Source organism: Blastopirellula sediminis (genome assembly GCF_020966755.1).
In the GTDB taxonomy this organism is placed as follows: domain Bacteria; phylum Planctomycetota; class Planctomycetia; order Pirellulales; family Pirellulaceae; genus Blastopirellula; species Blastopirellula sediminis.
The window spans coordinates 569,086-588,248 of record NZ_JAJKFT010000010.1 but is presented as its reverse complement, the minus strand read 5'-3'; the positions used below and the strand labels follow the sequence as shown (position 1 = coordinate 588,248).

Below are 19,163 nucleotides of genomic sequence, written 5' to 3'. Positions count from 1 at the left end.
ATCTGACGTATGGCAAATGCGCCGCCCTCAGTGTAGCGAATGGAACGCAAGCGATGTCAAGTCTTTCCTTGATGAAGCTTGGTTTAGGTCGGCGGCGTCGCCTGGGAAGACGAACGACCGGACGCATCCATTCGGCGTTTCCGGGGGATTAGGAAAGCAAACGATATGCCAATCTCCGCGGAAGGGAGCGTTCGCTCGGCAGGGAGCGACTTTCGCGCGTACCTCGCCCCGGACGGTGCATTAAATCAGGCATAAACCTGCCCAGAGTTGTTGCAACCGGAGCAGCTTGGCTAATGTGAAGACTTTCCGTAGGAGCTATTCTCGACCAGTGTGCCCGCGGCGATTGAGGCGGTTTGTGCGATTGCGGGTTAGAGGGACGGAGACGACGGGAACGCGGATTTTTCCCAAAACTGGTGCCATGCTCTTGCCGCGTCTTCGCGGGATGAGCATGTCTTCGTCCCGCTCATTACCTCCAAAGAAAACTGTTGCACTCTCCTACCCCCACCACAATACTGGGCGCATGGAAGAGCATCGAAAAACTCTCCGTCGCTACGAGATTCCCGGCGACGCCCGATTCCTCACCTTTTCTTGTTTTCGCCGATTACCCCTCCTCACTCGTGACCGCTCGCGAGGGTTTCTATTCGACGCCATCAACAGCAGTCGGTCGCAGCATCCGTTCGATCTGTGGGGATATGTGATTATGCCGGAGCATGTTCATTTGCTTCTCTGGCCGCATCCGGGAACTTTGGTCGGCGATATTCTGAAGACGACGAAGATGTCAACTTCGCGTCAGGCGATCACTTGGTTACGAAACAACGCTCCCGATTTCTTACCGCGACTAGAGGACGTGCAGCCAAACGGATCTCGTACATTTCGGTTTTGGCAGCGAGGAGGCGGCTATGATCGAAACATCGATTCCGTTTTAGAAGTTCACCGGAAGCTTCGGTACGTCCATGAAAACCCGGTAAGGCGCGGACTCGTTTCACGCACGATCGATTGGCCTTGGTCGAGCGCCCTGGCTTGGGACTCGCGAGCGGACGGCTTGTTGACGTTGGATTTCCGCCGCTGACTTACTTGGATGACGATATTGGTTCGGATTTGTTGCGGTAGCGGCGGGGCGAAGACATGCTCATCCGGCGAAGACGCCGCAAGAGCATGGCACCAGTTTTTAATTCACTTGCTTGCGCGCCAGCACCGCGTCGTCCGCCGTTTTAAAATCGAGTTCAAACTTCCACTTTCGGAAGATCTCGATCATCCGCGAGTTATCCGGCGTCGTTTCGGCGACCATTTCTTTCATTCCCCAGTCTTTGCAGATCTTGAGGCTGTAGTTGGTCAGGATCGAGCCTAGCCCGCGGCCTTGGTAGGCGTCGGAGACCAGCACGCCGTAGTCGGCTTCGCGGCGATCGGGGTCGGCGACTAGACGGGAGGTGCCGATCAGTTTGCGTTGGCCGTTTTCGTTCAATTCGGCGACCAGGGCCAGTTCGCGGTCGTAGTCGATATAGCAGAAGCGAGACGCCATCTCGTGCGTCGTTTCTTTAAACAAGTAACGGAAGCGGAACCAGATCGTCTGCTCCGAGCAATTCTCGTGTAGATCGATCCAGAGAGGTTCGTCTTCCGGTTTGACCGCGCGGAGGAGGATTTCGGTCCCGTCGCTTAAATAAGCGGTGCGGGTCAGCTCTTCCGGATAAGGGCGAATCGCCAGGTGCGAGTAAGGCCGCGGCGGATCGAGGAACGCTTTGCGGTCGAGGATGATCCGCGCGTCGAGCGCGACCACGTCTTTGTCGGTCGCCAAGAGCGGATTGATGTCGAGCTCTTTGATCTCCGGATAGTCGGCGACCAGGTACGAAATCCGCATCAGCGTTTCGATCAAGCGATCGACGTTCACCCCTTTTCGCCCGCGATACCCTTCCAGCAAAGGCCAACTACGGAGCGATTCAAGCATCCGCCGCGCAAGGCGTTCGTTGACCGGCGGCAGTTCGAGCGCGCTGTCGCGGAAGATCTCGGCTGCGATGCCGCCGGCGCCGACCATCAGCACGGTCCCGAAGACGTCGTCGCGCTTGGCGCCGACGATCAGCTCGTGGGCGTTGGGCGCCGAGATCATCTTTTGGATCGTCACCCCTTCGATCATCGCGTCCGGGCGTTTTTCTTTCGCCGAGGCGATCATCGCGTCGAAGGCCGCTTCGACCTTGGCGGCGCTCGACAGATTGAGCTTCACCCCGTCGACGTCGGTCTTGTGGGTGATCTGCGGCGAGAAGATCTTCATCACCACCGGATAGCCGAGCCGTTCGGCCAGGATCACCGCATCTTCTTTCGACCAGGCGACATGCGGCTTGGTGACCGGAATCTCGTACGCTTCCAGCAGCGCCTTGGAAGTGCTTTCTGAGAGAATCTCGCGTCCTTCGCTGAGGATCGTGTTGAAGACGGCCCGTAGTTTCTGGCGATCGAGCGGAAACTTGACCGGCATATCGCGGGGCGTTTCGTACAGGATTTCCTGGTTCCGCGCGTACGAGACCAGATGCATGAACGAGCGAACCGCGAGTTCCGGCGAAGTGAAGGTCGGCACCCCATGTTCGTCGAGATGATTGACCGCGGCGCGGATCATTTCTCCACCCATCCAGACGCAGAGGACCGGCTTTGGGCTCTTTTGCACGATCTTGGCGACCTCGATGGCGGTTCCCATCGGATCGGTCATCGCTTGCGGCGTCAGGATCACCAGTGCGGCGTCGACACTCTTGTCGGCCAAGGTGACTTTCAGCGCTTCGGCATAGCGATGGGCGTCGGCGTCTCCCAGTACGTCGATCGGATTGCTGTGCGACCAGGCGGCCGGCAAGATCGCCGTGAGGGAGTCGATGGTCTCCGGGGCTAGCTTCGCCAGACGGCCGTTCCGGTCGAGCAGCATGTCGGTCGCCATCACGCCGGGCCCGCCGGCGTTGGTGACGATCGCCAAGCGATCGCCGGTCGGCAGCTTTTTGCTGGAGAGGAGCTCGGCGCAAATAAACATGTTATCGCTGTCGAAGACGCGGACGACGCCGGCCCGTTTGAAGGCGGCTTCGTAGACGGCGTCGACCCCGGCCAAGGCCCCAGTATGCGAAGCGGCGGCTTGGGCAGATTCGGCGAACCGCCCCGCTTTGTAGGCGATGATCGGCTTTTGACGCGCAAATGCCCGCGCGGCCGACATGAACTCGCGTGAGTCGCTGATCGACTCGACGTACATGATGATCGAGTCGGTGTGCGGATCGTTCGCCATGTAGTCGATCAAGTCGCCGATCTGCACGTCGAGCATGTTGCCGACCGAGATGAAGTGCGAAAAGCCGATGTTCTTTTGCAGCGACCAGTCGAGGACCGACGTGCAGAGCGCGCCTGATTGCGAGATGAACCCGACGCGACCAGGCCGCGGGCTGCTGGCCGCGAAGCTGGCGTTGAGATTCACGGCGGTCGACATCACGCCCAAGCAGTTGGGACCGATGATCCGGAGCCCGTCGTACTTGTCGGCGGCGGCCAGAATCCGACGTTCCAGTTCGATGCCGGCGGCGCCGGTTTCGCGGAACCCCGCCGAGATGATCACCACGCCGCGAGTTCCCTTGGCGCCGATCTCTTCGATCAACGCAGGGACGCCGGCGGCCGGAATGCAGATGACGGCCAGATCCGGAGCCTCCGGAAGATCGGCGACTTTGCCAAAGGCGGGGAGCTCTTCGATCGTGTCGTACTTGGGATTGATCGGATAGATCTTCCCTTGGAACCCGCCGCTGATCAGGTTTTTGACGACGGTGTTGCCGACGCTCCCCAGAGTGCGGCTAGCGCCGATCACCGCGACCGATTTCGGGTGGAAAATCTTGGAGAGATTACGAATCGCCATTCCGCCTGGACCTCGTTTTTCCAATGAGGTTTGACAGTAAATCAAGATCAACCGGGGCGCGTACTAAACTACCGCGATTAGGCGGCGGTTGAAATATCCCGACGAAGTGCGGAAGCAGGCGTTTGGCGGATTTTAGCCTTGTTTTTCCGCAGGAATTGTGCGGAACGGGTCACCGTAAAACGTCGGCCGAAATAGAGTTTTAAAAGAGAAATCGCGCAGATTCGCTAACTACGAACTGAACGGAAGCCGTCGCGCACTACTGAAGCTTGAACATCGCTTCGATTTCGTCCGCGGTCAGTTCTATATCCGCGGGCTCCGATTCGTCTTGCTCGGCGACTTCCATGACCGGGTCTTCCTCGGTCTCGAGGTCCTCTTCCGCTGCGGCCGCGATGTCTGATTCCAGTTGGCCGGCGGCCTTCAGCAGCGACTCGATTTCGTCCAGAGACTCGTCGATGTCATCGTCGGCGAAGTGCGACTCGGAGGCGCCCAGCAGTTCTTCCATGTCATCGGGGACGATGACCTCTTCCTCGTCCGCCGCTTCTCCGATCATGGACGACAGATCGTCATCGTCGATGATGCTGGAGACGCTGAAGGAATCTTCTTCCGCCGCTTCCTCTTCGTCGACCGCTTCCGGCGCGTTCGCAATTTCGGCCGCTGGGGGAGACTTCGCCTTGTCTTTGGCGTTCTTGGTCGGCGCGCGGCGTTGTTCTTCTTCGAGACGTTTCGCCAGTTTGTTGGCGTTGATTTCCTGGAGCTTGGCCAACTTCGCCTTGGTCAGAGCCTCGTCGTCCTCTTCCGGCTCCTCATCCAGGTCGTCCCCTGGTTCGGAATCGTCTTCGTCGTCGAGGTGGTCCTCCTCGTCGTCCTCTTCCGGCTCCGCTTCGTTTGATTCGTCGGTCGGAGGGGCCGGTTCGTCCTCAAGCTTCTCAATCCGCACCGTTCCCGTCGTTCCCGCTTCGGCGAAGATTCCCCACCAGGGGCGCGGGCCATAGCCGAGCGCCACAGCAGCGGCGAAGCCCAGGGCGAGATTCAGAACGGAGATTAGCGCAAACAGGAGCAACGGATGTCCTCGAGACGGGCTGTTTTATCGAGCTACTTAGGTAGGCTGCGAAGAAAACATAGCTCGCAGGTATCGAGGTTGCCCAAATTGCGCCATACGGGAAACCGTTTCCCTAAAATCTGGCTGACGCGCGGAATATTTGACAGGTCCGCGCAATTCAGTGGGGATTTGCGGGCAAAATAACCCGAATTATTGGCTCTGTCCGCGGACCACCATTCCCCCGTTTTGCCCCGCCGCAGCGCTCAATACGTGCTGCAAAAACTGGGGCGACGGACGGTTCGGGAGGGTAAACGCGGCCGGCTGAGCGCTGGGGTTCGATTTGGAATGGAACAAGAGCGTGATGTTCGCTTCTCCGCCGTGCTGGCGAATGTATTCCAGGACTTCTCGTTCGGCCGGGGTCAGATCGCTGCTTCCCGAGATCATCCCGCTGGCCATGGCGACGTCGGCGCCAGAGGGTGACGGCATGCTTGGCTGCGACCGCGGCATTTCCGGCATCGACGGACCGGCCGGGTTGCGGCTCGGGGCGTTCTGCGCCACTTGCGGCTGGGCGGCATGGCCGGTGAAGAGGTGGGCGATCTGCTTCTCTTCGAGCAGAGAGAAGATCGTCTTCAGCGCGGCGTAGTAACCTTCGTCATATTCGGGGTCGGCTGCGTTGCAGACGCCGATCAATTGGCCGGCGTCGTTGAACAAACCGCCGCCGCTACGTCCGTCAATCGGAGCGCCCGCGGCTTGCAGATTATCCGGACCCTGGTAGCGGTTGATGCTGTTGATGCGGCTTTCGCGGATCGTCGCGTCCGCCCCTTTGTCGCAGCCGACGGTGAACGCCTTTTCGCCGACGGTAACCGGCTGATCCGGGGTGCGAATCGTGACCGCTTCGAGCGGGAAATTCGGCTTAAAAGTGAGTAGCGCGACATCTCGATCGAGGTCATAGCTCAGCAGGCGACCGGAGATTGCGCCGCTGGCGCCGGGGGCGAACGATTCGACTTCGATCTCGCCGGCGCCCTTGGAATCGCGGAACAAGTGACCGCACGTCAGGACGAGCGCTTCGCCGTGATGCGAGTGGACCACGGTGCCGGTGCCGTAGGAAAAACCGTTGGGGTCGATCACCTTCAGGCGAACCGTCGCGGCCAGGGCCTTTTGGCGAGCGGCTGAGGAATTGCCGGAAGTCATCATGGCGCCAGGAGATTGCCCCCGCACGACTTGCGACGCAGCGGCTGGCTGCGGAGCCGGATTGGGGTTGGCGACCGGTTTTTGCGGGAACATGGCGACCAACTCGTCATAGCTGGTTCGCCCTTCGGTTTGGGCGATGATTTTGCCCTGGTGGACCATGCGAAACGCGGGGAGGCCGCGAACCGCGAGACGCTGCGCCATGTCCGGTTCACGAGTCTGATCGACGATCACGACCGGGTAGCCGGCCGCTTTGAGCCGCTCAACGGTCGGTTTCATTTCGCGGCAGTAGACGCACCAATCGGCGGTCACATAGTAGAGAACTGGCGATTGAGAATCATCAGCCGGAGCGGCGGCCAGCGCAACCGACAACAATAGCGCGGAGACTGCGTTCATCGCGTCCCTCCCTGGATCGTGGGGGCGAAAAAGACGCCCAATGCGGTACCTGAAACGTGCGAACGTGATAGCATCCTTGCCTCGATCGTTCGCGAGGTCGGACCAATGTCGGGTTCCGGGGCAAGTCGGACAAGGTCAATCGAAGACAATTTTGAGAAATCGCGGGGAATTGCCCAAGATTCCCTCAAGTAGAGGCGGCCGTCGATCCGACGGCCGAGGCCCCCCTCCCACCAAGAAAGGTCGAAAAATTCGTTATTTTTGGGGGAGCTTAAAAACGGGAGGCAAACTGTACCGAAAATAGCTACAATGCTAGACTTGTCAAAACTAGCGGCTGGGTTGTGCGCCCAGCTTTTCCCATTTCTATCCACGAAAAAGGATCAACTGCCATCTTAGACCGGAATTCACGGGATCGCGAACGTGAACGCGATCAAACGCGCATTAACGAGAGAATTCGTAAGTCTCCCGTGCGCGTCATTGATGAAGAAGGAGAACAACTCGGGATCATTCCCACGGAAGAAGCGCTGAGTCGTGCGCGTACTGCTGGACTGGACCTAGTCGAAGTCGCCCCCATGGCGAATCCTCCTGTTTGCCGCATCATGGATTACGGCAAATACAAATACCAGCAAAACAAGAAACAACACAAATCGCACTCGCATCACGCGAAAACCAAAGAGATTCGCTTGCGTCCCAAGACCGGGGATCACGACATCGAATTCAAAGTGAAGCAGGCGATTACCTTCCTGAAGCACAAAGACAAAGTCCAAGTCTCGATCCAATTTCGCGGTCGCGAAATGGCGCACGTTGACGAAGGTCAGCGCGTCATGAATCAAGTGATCGAGCTGCTGGAGGAATACGGCAAGGTCGAGTCGACGCCGAAGCAGATGGGACGCCGCATGATGTGCACCATCGCTCCCAAGGCGAGCTAACGTGCGACTGACTCGCCTTCGAGCGAGTCGCAGATCTCAAAAAAACGCCTGGCGACGGCTCGCCGGGCTTTTTTTATGCGCCGAATTAGGCGAAACGATCTGGGATAAGCTTGCGTTCGATCACGCCGCCGGTTTTCCGTTGATCGCCTCCTCGAGCTAGCTAACGGGGTAAATCGTCGTTTTGGCGTTGAAATTAAGCGATTGCGACCCCCTCATTTGCATGACAGAAAAAAAGTATTTTTCGTCTCTCGGGTTCCCGTAATTCCCAGTTTCGCTCCGCGTGATCTAGCGGTCCTAGTGGCGACCAAGCCAGCAATATGTGCGAAATTCGCGTCCGTTTCAGCAAAGAATTATTAATTCAGGGCACGGCGACTGTGGATAGAAAAAACGTAAGAATTCGCAGCGTTTATTGGGGATTGCATATTAAAGTTTTTTCACGACCGCTCGCTTGACATACCTGGGGTTCAAATCTTGAATTAACCAAATAGGGTCCGATTCTTCAGCGAAATCTGAGAGGCACCAACGGAACCTAAAACGCATCTCGTCGTTTAATCATCCGCACACACGGAACAGTTCTTCCCTTCGCTTTCTTTTGGAGAGGCAATGTCTATCGCTCTAGGTATGCGCCGTCGAGGTTTTACGCTCGTCGAACTTCTGGTCGTGATCGCCATCATCGGCGTCTTGATCGCCCTTCTGTTGCCGGCCGTGCAGCAAGCTCGTGAAGCTGCTCGTCGTATGTCCTGCACCAACAATCTGAAGCAACTCGGTTTGGCTTGCCACAACTACGCGGACACGTTCAAGACGTTTCCGTCGGGCGCCGTCCAGAGCAGCAGCAACGGCTACGTCAACGCTTGGTCGTGGGGCTCGCTGGTCCTGCCGCAGCTCGAACAAAACAACCTGTACGACCTGATGGGCGTCACCAAGAACAGCATGAACACCCCGCTGAGCACCGCCGTCAACAGCGCGACGAACCTCGGCATGGTCGCTGAAATCGACGCCTTCCGTTGCCCGAGCGACACCGCCAGCGTTCTGCCGAGCTGCCGCAACGTCAAGAACCCGACGACCGGCGTCGCTCAGACCGGCTGCGCCTCCGGCACTTCGGTCCGCGCCTTCGCGGGCGGTACCCCGACTCCGGTCTTCCTGCAGACCAGCACCACCAACTACGTCGCTTGCTCGGGCGTTTACGACACCCAGGTGTTCAAGAACAACGGGATCATCTTCAACAACAGCAAGACCGGCTTCCAGTCGATGACCGACGGCACCAGCAACACCTTCCTGGTCGGCGAACGTGCTGAATACCAAGGGGTGGGCACCTGGGCTGGCGTCGCCGCGATGAACGCCAACGCCACCAGCTACAACGCCAACTCGATGGGCAAGGTCAGCGTTCCGCCGAACTACAAAGATCAGACCGCGACCACCTATGGCGCCGCCGGCACCATGTGGGACGGCTTCAGCAGCAACCACCCGGGCGGCACCCAGTTCGCCTTCGGCGACGGCTCGGTGAAGTTCATTGCGGAAACGATCAACTTCGGCAACTCGGACATCGCTTTGACCAGCATCGAAGCCCCGAGCGATCCGGTGAACCTGTCGCCGACGATCCCGACCCCGTCCGTGCTCGGCGTTTACCAAAAGCTTGGTATCCGCAACGACGGTCAGACGATCGGCGAATATTAATCGGCTCGCCTGTTCCTTTTCCAGCGAACGGGCGATATCGAACGATGGACAACTCAGCTCGCGAGCGTCAGGTGGCGCTCGCGAGCCTTTTTTTTGCGCCGGCTCCGACCGGGGGGAGTCGCCGCGGCGGGTTTGGCCGTCAAATCGCCGGATTCTCCCTCGGCAAATCGGAAAGATCGGCATCTGTAGAGCGGCTGGGTTAGTTGACCCTCTCCCTTGCCCGGCTTACAGTAGATTTGCACCTCTTCGGTCGCCAAACTTCTGCTGGCGACTGGTCGGAACTCCCGTTTACGCAACTATTTAACTCGAAAGTCGCCGATGCTGGCTCATCGCGTGATTCCTTGTCTAGACGTCGACCACGGTCGCGTCGTGAAAGGAACCAACTTCGTCAACCTGCGCGATGCCGGCGACCCGGTGCAAGTCGCTTCGCGCTACGAGCAAGAAGGGGCGGACGAACTCGTCTTTCTCGACATCTGCGCCAGCCACGAAGAGCGAGCGATCATGCTCGACGTCGTGAAGCGAACGGCCGAGCAAGTCTTCATGCCGCTGACCGTCGGCGGAGGGATTCGCACGATCGAAGATATCCGCGCCTTGCTCAACGCAGGCAGCGACAAGGTCTCGATCAACTCGGCGGCCTGTAAGAACCCGGAATTCGTACGAGAAGCGGCCAGACGCTTCGGCAGCCAGTGCATCGTGGTCAACATCGACCCGAAGCGGGTGAAGAACGAAGCGGGGGAAGAGATCTGGGAAGTGCATATCAACGGCGGTCGGACGCCGACCGGACTGGAAGCGGTCTCGTGGGCCAAAAGGGTCGAAGAGCTCGGCGCCGGCGAGATTGTGCTGACCAGCATGGACTGCGACGGATCGAAAGATGGTTACGATCTTGAAGTGACGAGAGCGGTCAGCGAAGCGGTCTCGATTCCGGTGGTCGCCAGCGGCGGCGCAGGGAAGCCGGAGCACCTGGCCGATGCGATTCAACTGGGGAAAGCCGACGCGGCCCTTGCGGCCAGCATTTTTCATTTCGGCGAATACTCGATTGCGGAAACAAAACGGATTATGGCCGAGCGCGGAGTCGCCGTGCGGATCTAGCGGACTAGTCGGAGAACGAACAGATGTCGGATGGCCCGGAACTCAAAGAAAAATACCTGAAGAAGAAAGTAGAGCTGGAGGTCGACAAGATCTTCCGAGCCTGCGTGAAGTTGGAAGGTTCCGACTTGCATATGAAAGTCGGGCGCCCGCCGATCGTGCGCATCAACGGTACGCTGCGCGAGTTGAATCGCGAAGCGGTCGACGGCGAAGAAATGGTTCGCCTGTTGATTCCGCTGCTCGACGAACGCAACAAGAAGATTCTGGAAGAAAACGGCGGGGCGGACTTCGCGCATTCGATTGACGTCGACGGCGTTCGCTGGCGTTTCCGCGTGAACATGTTGACGCAGCTCGGCAACCTGGGGCTGGTCGCTCGTCGCATTAGCAACTGGATTCCGAACTTCGAAGGGCTCCACTTGCCGCCGGTGATGGAGTCGCTCTGCAAGTTCGACCAGGGGATGGTGCTGCTCGCCGGGGTGACCGGTTCCGGTAAGAGTACGACGATCGCGTCGATGCTCAACTGGATTAACCGCAACTATTCCAAGCACATCCTGACGCTGGAAGACCCGATCGAATTCGTCTACACCGAAGACAAGTGCTTGATTAACCAGCGCGAAATCGGGCAGGACGTCAAGAACTTTGAAATCGCGATGGGGCACGCGGTGCGTGAAGACCCCGACATCATCCTGATCGGCGAAATGCGTGATCAGGAAACGTTCCTCACGGCGATTCACGCGGCGGAAACCGGGCACTTGGTGTTTGGTACGATTCACGCCTCCAGCGCGCCGAGCACCATCGGTCGTATTCTCGACTTGTTCCCTGAAGAAATGCATGGCTCGATTCGCAGCGCCATCGCGTTCAACATGCGCGGCATCGTCGCCCAAAAGCTGTTGAAGTCGATCAAGCCGGGCGTCGGCCGCGTGCCGACGGTCGAGATCATGACCCTCAGCCCGATGATTCAAAAGCTGATTCTGGAAGGGAAGGACAGCAAGCTGCCTGACGCGATCCGAGTCGGTAAGGACGATGGTATGCAGGACTTCACGATGAGTCTGAAGGGGCTGATCGATGAGGAGTTGATCGATCGCGAGACTGCGTTCGCCGTCGCGCCGAATTTGGAAGCTTTGAAGATGTCGCTCAAGGGCATCAATGTTTCGCAACCTGGTATGGTCTAATGCAGCGCATCTCTTCGCTTATCCTTGCGACGGCCGCACTGGCGGTCGTCTTATCGGCGCCGGTCTACCTATCCGCCCAGGAAGGGGCCGCAGCGCCCGCGACGGCGCCTGCCACGGAAACGCCCGCCGCTGCGCCAGCGCCCGCTCCGGCCGCATCGACTCCGGCGGCTTCGCCATCGGGGCCAAGAATCGGCGAGCCGGGCGACTACGGATTCGTCAATCCGGTCATGCTGTTGATGGCGTGGGGGCTTTATCTTTGCTGGGTCTATTCGACGACCTGGGTCAGCGTCGACAGCGAACGCATGAAGCTGTCGCAAGCCGGCTGGGTCTCGGCCAACTTCTGGCCTTTCTTCCTGTTGAGCTGGGCGTTCATCGCGCTGGTGCCGTTTTTCCTCGGCTTCTTCTTCGCCGTCGCCCTCTACGTCGTGCCGCTCTGGATTTATATCAACAAGCGGAACGCGATGCTCGATCCTCACTTGCGCGTGATGACGCCGGACCACATCCGCTTTGTGATGTCGCAAATGTCGGGCGGAAAAGTGGCGGCGGAGCGAAAAGAGCCGTGGGACATGGGACCGAGCGTCGAACTGATCCCGAAAGGGGGAAGCGGCGAACAGAACACCGCCAATCTCTACAACGCGAAGAAGGCGCCGGACGCTTATGTCTGGGTCAAAGAGCTGATCGCCGAAATTCATGAACGCCGCGCGTCCAAGGTTTTGATGGACTACGGCAAAGACAACGTACAGATGAAGTACTTCATCGACGGCGTCTGGCACGCCGGCGAAGCCCGGGATCGCGAATCGAGCGATCTGATGCTGGCGCTGATGAAGTTGATCTCGGCTCTGAAGCCGGAAGATCGCCGCTCGCGACAGCAGGGAACGTTTGGCGCCAATTACGGGAAGGCGAAGTACACCTGCAAGATCTCGAGCCAAGGCGTTCCGACCGGCGAACGAGTCTTGCTGGAATTGTCCGGCAACGATCCGAAGCTGACCACCTTGATCGACTTGGGAATGCGAGAAAAGCTGCTGGAAGAAGTCAAGCAAGCGATGCTCGAGCCGCATGGGCTATTCATCTTTTCGGCGCGGCCGGAAGGCGGTCTCTCGACGCTCTATTCGCTGGGCATCGGTTCGACTGACCGTTTGATTCGCGACTTCGCCGGTCTCGAAAAGACGACCTCCAAAGAGCCGGAGATTCTGAACGTCAACTTGATGACCTACGATCCGGAGAACCAGGCGCAAGAGCAATTGCTGCCGACCTTGCTTCGCAAGCAACCGGACGTGCTGGTGTTTCGCGAGATCGACAACGCTACGACGATGGAAGTGCTGATCGACCAAGCGGCTGAAAAGAACTTGGTCTTCACTTCCACCCGCGCCAAGGAGGCGGTCGAAGCGATCTTGCGCGTGATGGCGATCGGCGCCGAGCCGAAAGCGTTCGCCCAGGCGATCAGCGCTTCGCTCAATATGCGGCTTTGCCGTCGCTTGTGCGACAAGTGCCGTGAACCGTTCCAGCCGACGCCGCAGATGTTGCAGAAGTTGGGGATTCCGGCCGGACGCGTCGATACGCTCTATCGCGCCGGCAAGCCGAATCCGGAAGATCCGAAGTCGATTTGCACCAAGTGCGGCGGCATTGGGTACTACGGTCGCGTCGGCATCTTCGAATTCGTGAAAGTGAACGACGCCTTCCGCAAAGCGCTGGTGTCGCAGCCGCGACTGGAAACGTTGCGAGCCGCCGCCAAACAGGCCGGCAATCGCACGATGCAGGAGGAAGGGATTCTGCTGGCGGTCAGCGGCGTTACGTCGCTGGAAGAAATCGGTCGCGCACTTAAAGAATAAGACAACCCAGAGCCCAACACGCTCAGAAAGGCGTTTACGCCATGAATATGAACTACCTCGTCCTGCTGATTTTGCAGGTGGCGTTCTTCGCCTTGACTTTCAGTCAAGGCTTTTGGACCTGCGCCCTGATGATGTTTAACATCACTTTCGCAGGGGTTATGGCGGCGAATTACGCGACGCCGTTGGCGAATTTGCTGGTCAGCCTGTACGATGGGCTCTTCTACTTCTCCGAATTCTTGTCGATGTGGATTTTGTTCCTCATCTTCTTTGCGATCACCCGCGCGATTACCGAAAAGCTTTCGCCGGTGCCGGTTCGGATCGGGGGCGGCACCCGCGAACAAATTCTCGACTACGTCTTTTGCGGTTGGGCCTCCTCCATCTTTTTAGCGTGGTGCGCTTTTTCGTTCTTTGCGGCGCCGATTGGAGCCGAAGGCTTTCAAAACATGATGCGCGGAAGCGCCTTCAGTGCGAGCGGGGCCATTTTCGGCGGCTGGTACGTTCAGCTTCCGTCGACCTTGGGAATGGGGTTGCTCGGCAAGCCATTTGAGACCGACAAGTACATTGAGTCGCGCCTGAAACGCAACGCCGAACTGAAGACGAAGAAGGGCTTGTTCGACACGCCGTAGTCGATTCCATCGCTTGTAAGTTTGTAGACTGATGACCGAATTCTCTTCGCCAGAACTGTCCGCCGGAAACGAAGACCTCGTCAACTATCGCGAGCCGAGCCGCGCTGCGATCGCAGCGGTCGTTTTGGGGTTCGCATCGATCCTGGCGATTTCGAACCAGATCTTTTGGTTCGTGCCGATCGTTGGGATCATCGTCGCGCTGATCGCATTGCGCAACATCAATAACAGCGATCACCTGACCGGCAAAGGAATCGCCATGCTCGGATTGATTCTCTCCGGCGTGCTGGGATCGGCCGGCGTCGCTCATAGTCTGATCACCGCCCAAGCGATCGAAAGCAACGCCGAGAAGTTCGCCGCCGCCTGGTTGCCGTTGGCGGTGGATAGTCCCCAAGAGGCGCACCAACTGACGATCTCGGCCAACGGACGCATACCGCTCGACAGCGACCTAAACGTTTACTACAGCGAAAATCCGGAAGCGCTGGAACAGTACGGCGATTTCATGGGGAATGTCGCCGTGAAGTGGCTGCAAGAGCACAAAGAGCCGAAGCCCCGTTTCCGGTTCCTGCGTGTGGCGCAAATCCGCTACGACGACGGCAAGCCGTTTCCGACATGCGTCTTTGAGGCGACCAGCGGCGACGCTCATCGCGAGATCGGGATCGAGTTGGGACGGTTGCCCGGGCGCAAGGAAAGCAATGTCGACTACGAGTGGTACGTCTCGAATATCGGCTTCGCTAACGATCAGTAGGCGATCGCTCGATCGTCCTAGCTGAGCGCCTTATCGACCGACGCTTTCATCTTCGTCAGCCCTTCTTTGGCGACTTCCAGGGCGTCCCGCTTCCAATATTCGGCGTTGAACAGTTCGAGCGAAAACGCGCCGCGGAAACCGCCTGCATTCAGATCCTGAATGATCTGCGTCAGCGGGGCGACGCCGTCTCCCGGAAAGACGCGGAAGCTGTCGTTGATTTCGCTCCGCGGCGGAGCGGCCGGATAGTCGTTCATGTGGAAGACCGGCATCGCGGCGCCGTTGATCACGCGAAGCCCGGCGAAGTCGGAGCCTCCTTTGTAGATGTGATAGACGTCCGGCATGATGCAGGAGCGCGGGTGAGCCGCTTCGGTCGCCACGCACGCGACTTCACCCAACCGGCTGAGGTTGGCCGAAAAGCCCCACAGCTCCAGTTCCGGCGTCACGCCGACTTCTTCTCCCACTTCGCACAATGCGCGATACCGATCAGCGACCACCAATAGATCGAGCTTCTCTCCTTTGGTCGCTCCAGCCGGCGGAGCGGCGATTCGCGTGCCGCCGATCGCTTTGACCAGCAGCATGTCGCGGCGAGCGTCTTCGAGCCCTTTCTTGCGGGCCGCTTCATCGTCGACGATCCATTGGGCGAAGCCGATGGCGCTTTCGACCTGCATGCCGTGGTCGGCGATCCGTTTGCGGATATCGTCGAGATTGCCCCCCGCGTCTTGGTAGGCGGCGATCTTGTTGATCCATGGTTCGACGCCGCTGTAGCCCGCCTTGGCGGCGATTTCGATTTCCTGGTCGAGCGGCAGGTTTTGCCCGCGAATCGTCGACATATTCAGACAAAAGCGAATGCCATGATCGCCGGCTGCCGTAGTTTCGGCCGCCAGGGAGCTTGAAGCGCCAAGCCAGAATCCGGCGCCGGCCAGGCCAGCCAAGCGAAAAGCGTCGCGTCGATCGAGTTGGTAGGACATCGCAGGCGTTTCCAGGGTGTGCGGGAAGTCAGGTGGGAATCGTTCTATTCTGAACCGACGCAGGGGCGATTTCAACGCCGCCGCCGTCCGTATGCGCAGCAGAGAGTCTCGGCTATGATACTCGCGTCGGAGGGGGCCAAGATCGCCGCTCCGTCGACGAACAACCGCTCAAACTCCTATCCGCGCTAACAGGATCGCCGCTTGATGGACGCTTGGATCGAAGCCCTAATCGCCCTCGTAACGCTGACGTCGCTCGAAATCGTCTTGGGGATCGATAACATCGTCTTCATCGCCATCGTCTCTGGGAGACTTCCAGAGGCCGAGCGTCCGAAGGCTCGTCAGCTGGGGCTATTAGCGGCGCTGGTGATGCGGATCCTACTGCTGATGACGATCTCGTGGGTGATGAAGGCGACCTTCCCGATCTTCAGTTGGACCGACCTGGGGATCCAATCGGAGTATTTGCTGGAGCACGAAGAGCTGAATCACGTCTCGATCAAGGACCTGATCTTGTTGGGGGGCGGGTTGTTCCTGATTTGGAAGAGCGTCGGCGAGATTCATGAGAAGCTGGAGCATGAGCCGCATGGCGACGGCGAGGACTTGCCGAAGAAGAAAGTGACCTTTTGGGGAGTCATCCTGCAGATCATGATGCTCGACATCATCTTCTCGCTCGACTCGGTCATCACCGCGGTTGGGATGGTGAAGGGCTCGATCGGCGGCGTCATCCCCGGCATCTACGTGATGATTGCGGCGGTGATCGCTGCGGTCGGCGTGATGATCACGTTCGCCAACCCGATTTCGAACTTCGTTGAACGTCACCCGACGCTGAAAATGCTGGCCCTCAGCTTCTTGATCTTGATCGGCGTGATGCTGGTCGCTGAAGGAACCGGCGCCCACTTCGACAAGGGATACGTCTACTTCGCAATGGCGTTCGCGCTGATTGTCGAAATGCTCAACCTGCGGATGAAATCGGTGGCGAAAGGGAAGAAGCAGGCCATCGAAGAATCGGCAGGGCACTAGATAACTAACGGTTAGCCCCGACAGCGGAGCTATCGCGGCTAACCTTCGATAGAGATCGCAGTCGACTAGTTCGTCCCTAGCAGCGTTTTGACTGCGGCGCCGATATCCTTCTGCCGCATCAAGCTCTCGCCGACCAGGATCGCGTCGACGCCGGCGTTGGCCAGCAGTTGAACGTCGTCGTTCGTGAAGATGCCGCTTTCGCCGACCAGCAGCTTTTCGCTCGGGATCTGCTGACGCAAGCGGACGGTGTGATTCAGGTCGATCTCGAAATTTCGCAGATCGCGATTGTTGACGCCGATCAACTTGGCGCCGGAGGCCAGCACGCGGGAGATGTTTTCCGGCTCGTAGAGTTCGACCAGCGCCGTCATGCCGAGCTCATGCGTACCGTCGAGTAGCGTCCGCAACGTCTCGTCATCCAGGCACTCTGCGATCAGCAGCACCGCATCGGCGCCGGCGACGCGGGCTTCCAGCAGTTGATACGGATCGAGGATAAAGTCTTTCCGCAGAACGGGAATGCCGACCGCTTTACGAATTTCGCGGAGGTAGTCGAGCGAGCCTTGGAAATAGACTTCATCGGTCAGACAGCTGATGCAAGTCGCGCCGGCCGCTTCGTACGCCAGCGCGATTTCGACCGGATTGAAGTCTTCGCGAATGATCCCCTTGGAGGGGCTCGCCTTCTTTACTTCGGCGATCAGTTTGATCGGACCTTCCGCCGCCAGCGCCCCGAAGAAATCACGCACCGGGGGCGCTTTTTCCAGCATCTTCTCCAGCAATTCCGCCGGGTATTGCTCCTTGGCGACGTCGATCTCTTCCCGTTTGGTAGCGACGATTTTATCGAGAACTGTCGACACGGAGCACGTTTCCTGCTGCGGTTTAGTGGCGGAAGTGACGGCGGCTGGTGAAGATCATCGGCAGCCCGTGCTCGTTGCACGCGTCGATCACTTCCTGGTCCCGTTTCGATCCGCCCGGCTGAATCAGCGCGGCGACGCCCGCTTTGGCGGCTTCGTGGATCGAGTCCGGGAACGGGAAGAACGCGTCGCTGGCCAACACGCTGCCGGGGCCGCGATCGGCCGCTTTCTTAATCGCGATTTCGACCGAGTCGACGCGGCTCATCTGACCGGCGCCAGCGCCGACCAGGGCGCGATCCTTGCACAGGACGATCGCGTTCGATTTCACGTATCGACAGACCGCCCACGCGAACTTCAGCTCGGCCATCAATTCGGGAGCGACCTTCGCTTCCGTTACGACCGTCCATTCCGCTTCGGGATCGTCGCAGAAGTCCGTACCTTGAACCAACAGGCCCCCTTCGATCCAGCGGGTTTGCCAGTCAGGGCGGCGATCGGTGAATTCGCCTACCTGCATCAAGCGGACGTTCGCTTTCCATTTCGGCTTGGTGGTCAGAATCTCGACCGCTTCGGCCGAAAAGCTGGGGGCTGCGATCGCTTCGACGAACAGGCCCGGAGTCGACAGATACTCGGCCGTCGCCGCGTCGACCGGCTGGTTGAAGCCGAGGACGCTGCCGAACGCGCTGACCGGGTCGCCATCCATCGCCTTGCGGCAAGCGTCGGCGATGTTGTCGCTCGAAGCGGCGCCGCACGGATTGTTGTGCTTCACCACGCTGACGCCGCAATCAGGCAAGCCGCGGGCGATCGCCAACGCGCTGTCGAGATCGAGCAGGTTGTTGTACGACAATTCTTTGCCGTTCAGCTTGCGAGCGGTGACCAGGTTGGCGCCCACTTCGCGCGGGTTGCTGTAGACCGCCGCTTGCTGATGCGGGTTTTCGCCGTAGCGGAGGATCTCTTCGCGCTTCAGCGAGATGTGCATCGTCGCGGGGAACGCTTCCGGAGCAAGTTGCGACGCGAAGTAGTCGGAGATCGCCCGGTCGTAGGCCGCAGTGTGCGAGAAGGCTTCGGCGGCGAGCTTCTGCCGCAGTTCAAACGTCGTGCTGCCGGTCGCTTCGATTTGCGAGAGGATCTCGGCGTATTGTTCCGGTCGCGACGCGATGGAGGTGAACGCGTGATTCTTGGCCGCCGCGCGAACCAGGCTCGGACCGCCGATGTCGATCTGCTCAATCGCTTCGGGCATCGTCACGCCCGGTTTGGCGATCGTCGCTTCAAACGGGTAAAGGTTGACGACGACCAGCGGGAACGCCTCGATGCGGTGATGGTCGATGGCTCGCATGTCGTCGTCGCGGTCATGCCGGCAAAGGATGCCGCCGAAGATTTTCGGATGGAGCGTCTTCAGGCGACCATCCATCATTTCCGGAAAACCGGTGTATTCGGAAACGTCGCGGACGGCGATTCCCTCCGCTTCCAGGTGTTTGCGTGTGCCGCCGGTCGAATAGATCGTGATTCCGAGGGAACTAAGACCGCGAGCGAAGTCGGCCAGGCCAAGCTTGTCGCTGACGCTAATAAGTGCGCTTTTGATCGGAGGATTCAACGTTCCAGAGCTCCCTGCTCGTCTACGGAAGGGGTGTGCCAATTCGCCTTTTTACGGCCTTGGCAGCCCCAGGGTCAACCACCCGACGCTAGCGGATGGTCGGTGCGGAAAATCTGTCCTCGTTTGTAGAGGATTTTCCTTGGTCACGCGAAAGGATTTTTGATAGAATTGAGAACCATCGCCAAATTAGCGATGCCCGCCT

The 19,163-nt window shown here is 59.0% G+C and carries 15 protein-coding genes; 9 read left to right on the top strand and 6 right to left on the bottom strand.

Features of this window, described 5'->3' with window-relative positions; genetic code table 11:
* Positions 1–418: 418 nt before the first annotated feature.
* Positions 419–1,069 carry an REP-associated tyrosine transposase gene (locus LOC68_RS28835; RefSeq protein WP_449243697.1) on the top strand — a complete coding sequence of 217 codons (651 nt, stop codon included), beginning with the start codon at positions 419–421 and terminating at the stop codon, positions 1,067–1,069.
* Between the two features lie 99 nt (positions 1,070–1,168).
* Here LOC68_RS28835 and LOC68_RS13990 read toward each other — a convergent pair whose 3' ends face one another.
* The 3 genes from LOC68_RS13990 to LOC68_RS13980 all read right to left on the bottom strand — a co-directional run bounded on the left by LOC68_RS13990 (position 1,169) and on the right by LOC68_RS13980 (position 6,479).
* Entirely contained in the window at positions 1,169–3,856 is a 2,688-nt protein-coding gene (locus LOC68_RS13990; protein ID WP_230219757.1) for a bifunctional acetate--CoA ligase family protein/GNAT family N-acetyltransferase, read from the bottom strand.
* A gap of 256 nt (positions 3,857–4,112) precedes the next feature.
* Positions 4,113–4,916, bottom strand: a complete 804-nt coding sequence (locus tag LOC68_RS13985; protein ID WP_230219755.1) for a hypothetical protein — start codon at positions 4,914–4,916, stop codon at positions 4,113–4,115.
* A 189-nt stretch (positions 4,917–5,105) separates the two neighbouring features.
* A complete protein-coding gene (locus LOC68_RS13980) occupies positions 5,106–6,479 on the bottom strand; it encodes a trypsin-like peptidase domain-containing protein (protein WP_230219748.1) in 1,374 nt (457 codons plus the stop codon).
* 338 nt (positions 6,480–6,817) lie between these two features.
* Between LOC68_RS13980 and infC the strand changes: the two genes are divergently transcribed.
* The 7 genes from infC (at position 6,818) to LOC68_RS13945 (ending at position 14,537) form a co-directional block, all read left to right on the top strand.
* Entirely contained in the window at positions 6,818–7,405 is a 588-nt protein-coding gene (infC, locus tag LOC68_RS13975) for a translation initiation factor IF-3 (protein WP_315858797.1), read from the top strand.
* A 603-nt stretch (positions 7,406–8,008) separates the two neighbouring features.
* Positions 8,009–9,079, top strand: coding sequence for a DUF1559 domain-containing protein (locus LOC68_RS13970; protein ID WP_230219744.1), 1,071 nt, complete (start codon positions 8,009–8,011; stop codon positions 9,077–9,079).
* 318 nt (positions 9,080–9,397) lie between these two features.
* Positions 9,398–10,168: an imidazole glycerol phosphate synthase subunit HisF gene (gene hisF, locus LOC68_RS13965; protein ID WP_230219742.1), complete on the top strand. Its 771-nt coding sequence runs from the start codon at positions 9,398–9,400 to the stop codon at positions 10,166–10,168.
* A 23-nt stretch (positions 10,169–10,191) separates the two neighbouring features.
* Positions 10,192–11,337 carry a type IV pilus twitching motility protein PilT gene (locus tag LOC68_RS13960; protein ID WP_230219733.1) on the top strand — a complete coding sequence of 382 codons (1,146 nt, stop codon included), beginning with the start codon at positions 10,192–10,194 and terminating at the stop codon, positions 11,335–11,337.
* On the top strand, positions 11,337–13,166 hold the full coding sequence (locus LOC68_RS13955; RefSeq protein WP_230219731.1) for an ATPase, T2SS/T4P/T4SS family: 1,830 nt from the start codon (positions 11,337–11,339) through the stop codon (positions 13,164–13,166). Before LOC68_RS13960 ends, LOC68_RS13955 begins: the two co-directional genes overlap by 1 nt.
* Positions 13,167–13,207: 41 nt before the next feature.
* On the top strand, positions 13,208–13,792 hold the full coding sequence (locus LOC68_RS13950) for a CvpA family protein (RefSeq protein WP_230219729.1): 585 nt from the start codon (positions 13,208–13,210) through the stop codon (positions 13,790–13,792).
* Between the two features lie 31 nt (positions 13,793–13,823).
* On the top strand, positions 13,824–14,537 hold the full coding sequence (locus tag LOC68_RS13945) for a DUF4190 domain-containing protein (protein ID WP_230219727.1): 714 nt from the start codon (positions 13,824–13,826) through the stop codon (positions 14,535–14,537).
* Positions 14,538–14,554: 17 nt separating this feature from the next.
* On the opposite strand, the gene LOC68_RS13940 is transcribed toward LOC68_RS13945, so the two are convergent.
* Complete coding sequence (locus tag LOC68_RS13940) at positions 14,555–15,505, bottom strand: sugar phosphate isomerase/epimerase family protein (RefSeq protein WP_230219725.1); 951 nt, start codon at positions 15,503–15,505, stop codon at positions 14,555–14,557.
* Positions 15,506–15,709: 204 nt separating this feature from the next.
* On the opposite strand from LOC68_RS13940, the gene LOC68_RS13935 reads away from it, so the two are divergent.
* Entirely contained in the window at positions 15,710–16,522 is an 813-nt protein-coding gene (locus LOC68_RS13935; protein ID WP_230219723.1) for a TerC family protein, read from the top strand.
* A 65-nt stretch (positions 16,523–16,587) separates the two neighbouring features.
* On the opposite strand, the gene trpC is transcribed toward LOC68_RS13935, so the two are convergent.
* Both trpC and purH read right to left on the bottom strand, forming a co-directional pair.
* Positions 16,588–17,373, bottom strand: a complete 786-nt coding sequence (trpC, locus tag LOC68_RS13930) for an indole-3-glycerol phosphate synthase TrpC (protein ID WP_230219721.1) — start codon at positions 17,371–17,373, stop codon at positions 16,588–16,590.
* Between the two features lie 22 nt (positions 17,374–17,395).
* Entirely contained in the window at positions 17,396–18,961 is a 1,566-nt protein-coding gene (purH, locus tag LOC68_RS13925) for a bifunctional phosphoribosylaminoimidazolecarboxamide formyltransferase/IMP cyclohydrolase (RefSeq protein ID WP_230219719.1), read from the bottom strand.
* Positions 18,962–19,163 lie beyond the last annotated feature (202 nt).

What these genes read in the sequence shown, in the direction of transcription:
- LOC68_RS13960 (WP_230219733.1), top strand. Translation starts at nt 10,192, where the DNA reads ATGTCGGATGGCCCGGAACTCAAAGAAAAATACCTGAAGAAGAAAGTA.
- LOC68_RS28835 (WP_449243697.1), top strand. Translation starts at nt 419, where the DNA reads ATGCTCTTGCCGCGTCTTCGCGGGATGAGCATGTCTTCGTCCCGCTCA.
- LOC68_RS13940 (WP_230219725.1), bottom strand. Translation starts at nt 15,505, where the DNA reads ATGTCCTACCAACTCGATCGACGCGACGCTTTTCGCTTGGCTGGCCTG.
- LOC68_RS13935 (WP_230219723.1), top strand. Translation starts at nt 15,710, where the DNA reads ATGGACGCTTGGATCGAAGCCCTAATCGCCCTCGTAACGCTGACGTCG.
- LOC68_RS13945 (WP_230219727.1), top strand. Translation starts at nt 13,824, where the DNA reads ATGACCGAATTCTCTTCGCCAGAACTGTCCGCCGGAAACGAAGACCTC.
- LOC68_RS13955 (WP_230219731.1), top strand. Translation starts at nt 11,337, where the DNA reads ATGCAGCGCATCTCTTCGCTTATCCTTGCGACGGCCGCACTGGCGGTC.
- hisF (WP_230219742.1), top strand. Translation starts at nt 9,398, where the DNA reads ATGCTGGCTCATCGCGTGATTCCTTGTCTAGACGTCGACCACGGTCGC.
- LOC68_RS13950 (WP_230219729.1), top strand. Translation starts at nt 13,208, where the DNA reads ATGAATATGAACTACCTCGTCCTGCTGATTTTGCAGGTGGCGTTCTTC.
- LOC68_RS13980 (WP_230219748.1), bottom strand. Translation starts at nt 6,479, where the DNA reads ATGAACGCAGTCTCCGCGCTATTGTTGTCGGTTGCGCTGGCCGCCGCT.
- LOC68_RS13990 (WP_230219757.1), bottom strand. Translation starts at nt 3,856, where the DNA reads ATGGCGATTCGTAATCTCTCCAAGATTTTCCACCCGAAATCGGTCGCG.
- LOC68_RS13970 (WP_230219744.1), top strand. Translation starts at nt 8,009, where the DNA reads ATGTCTATCGCTCTAGGTATGCGCCGTCGAGGTTTTACGCTCGTCGAA.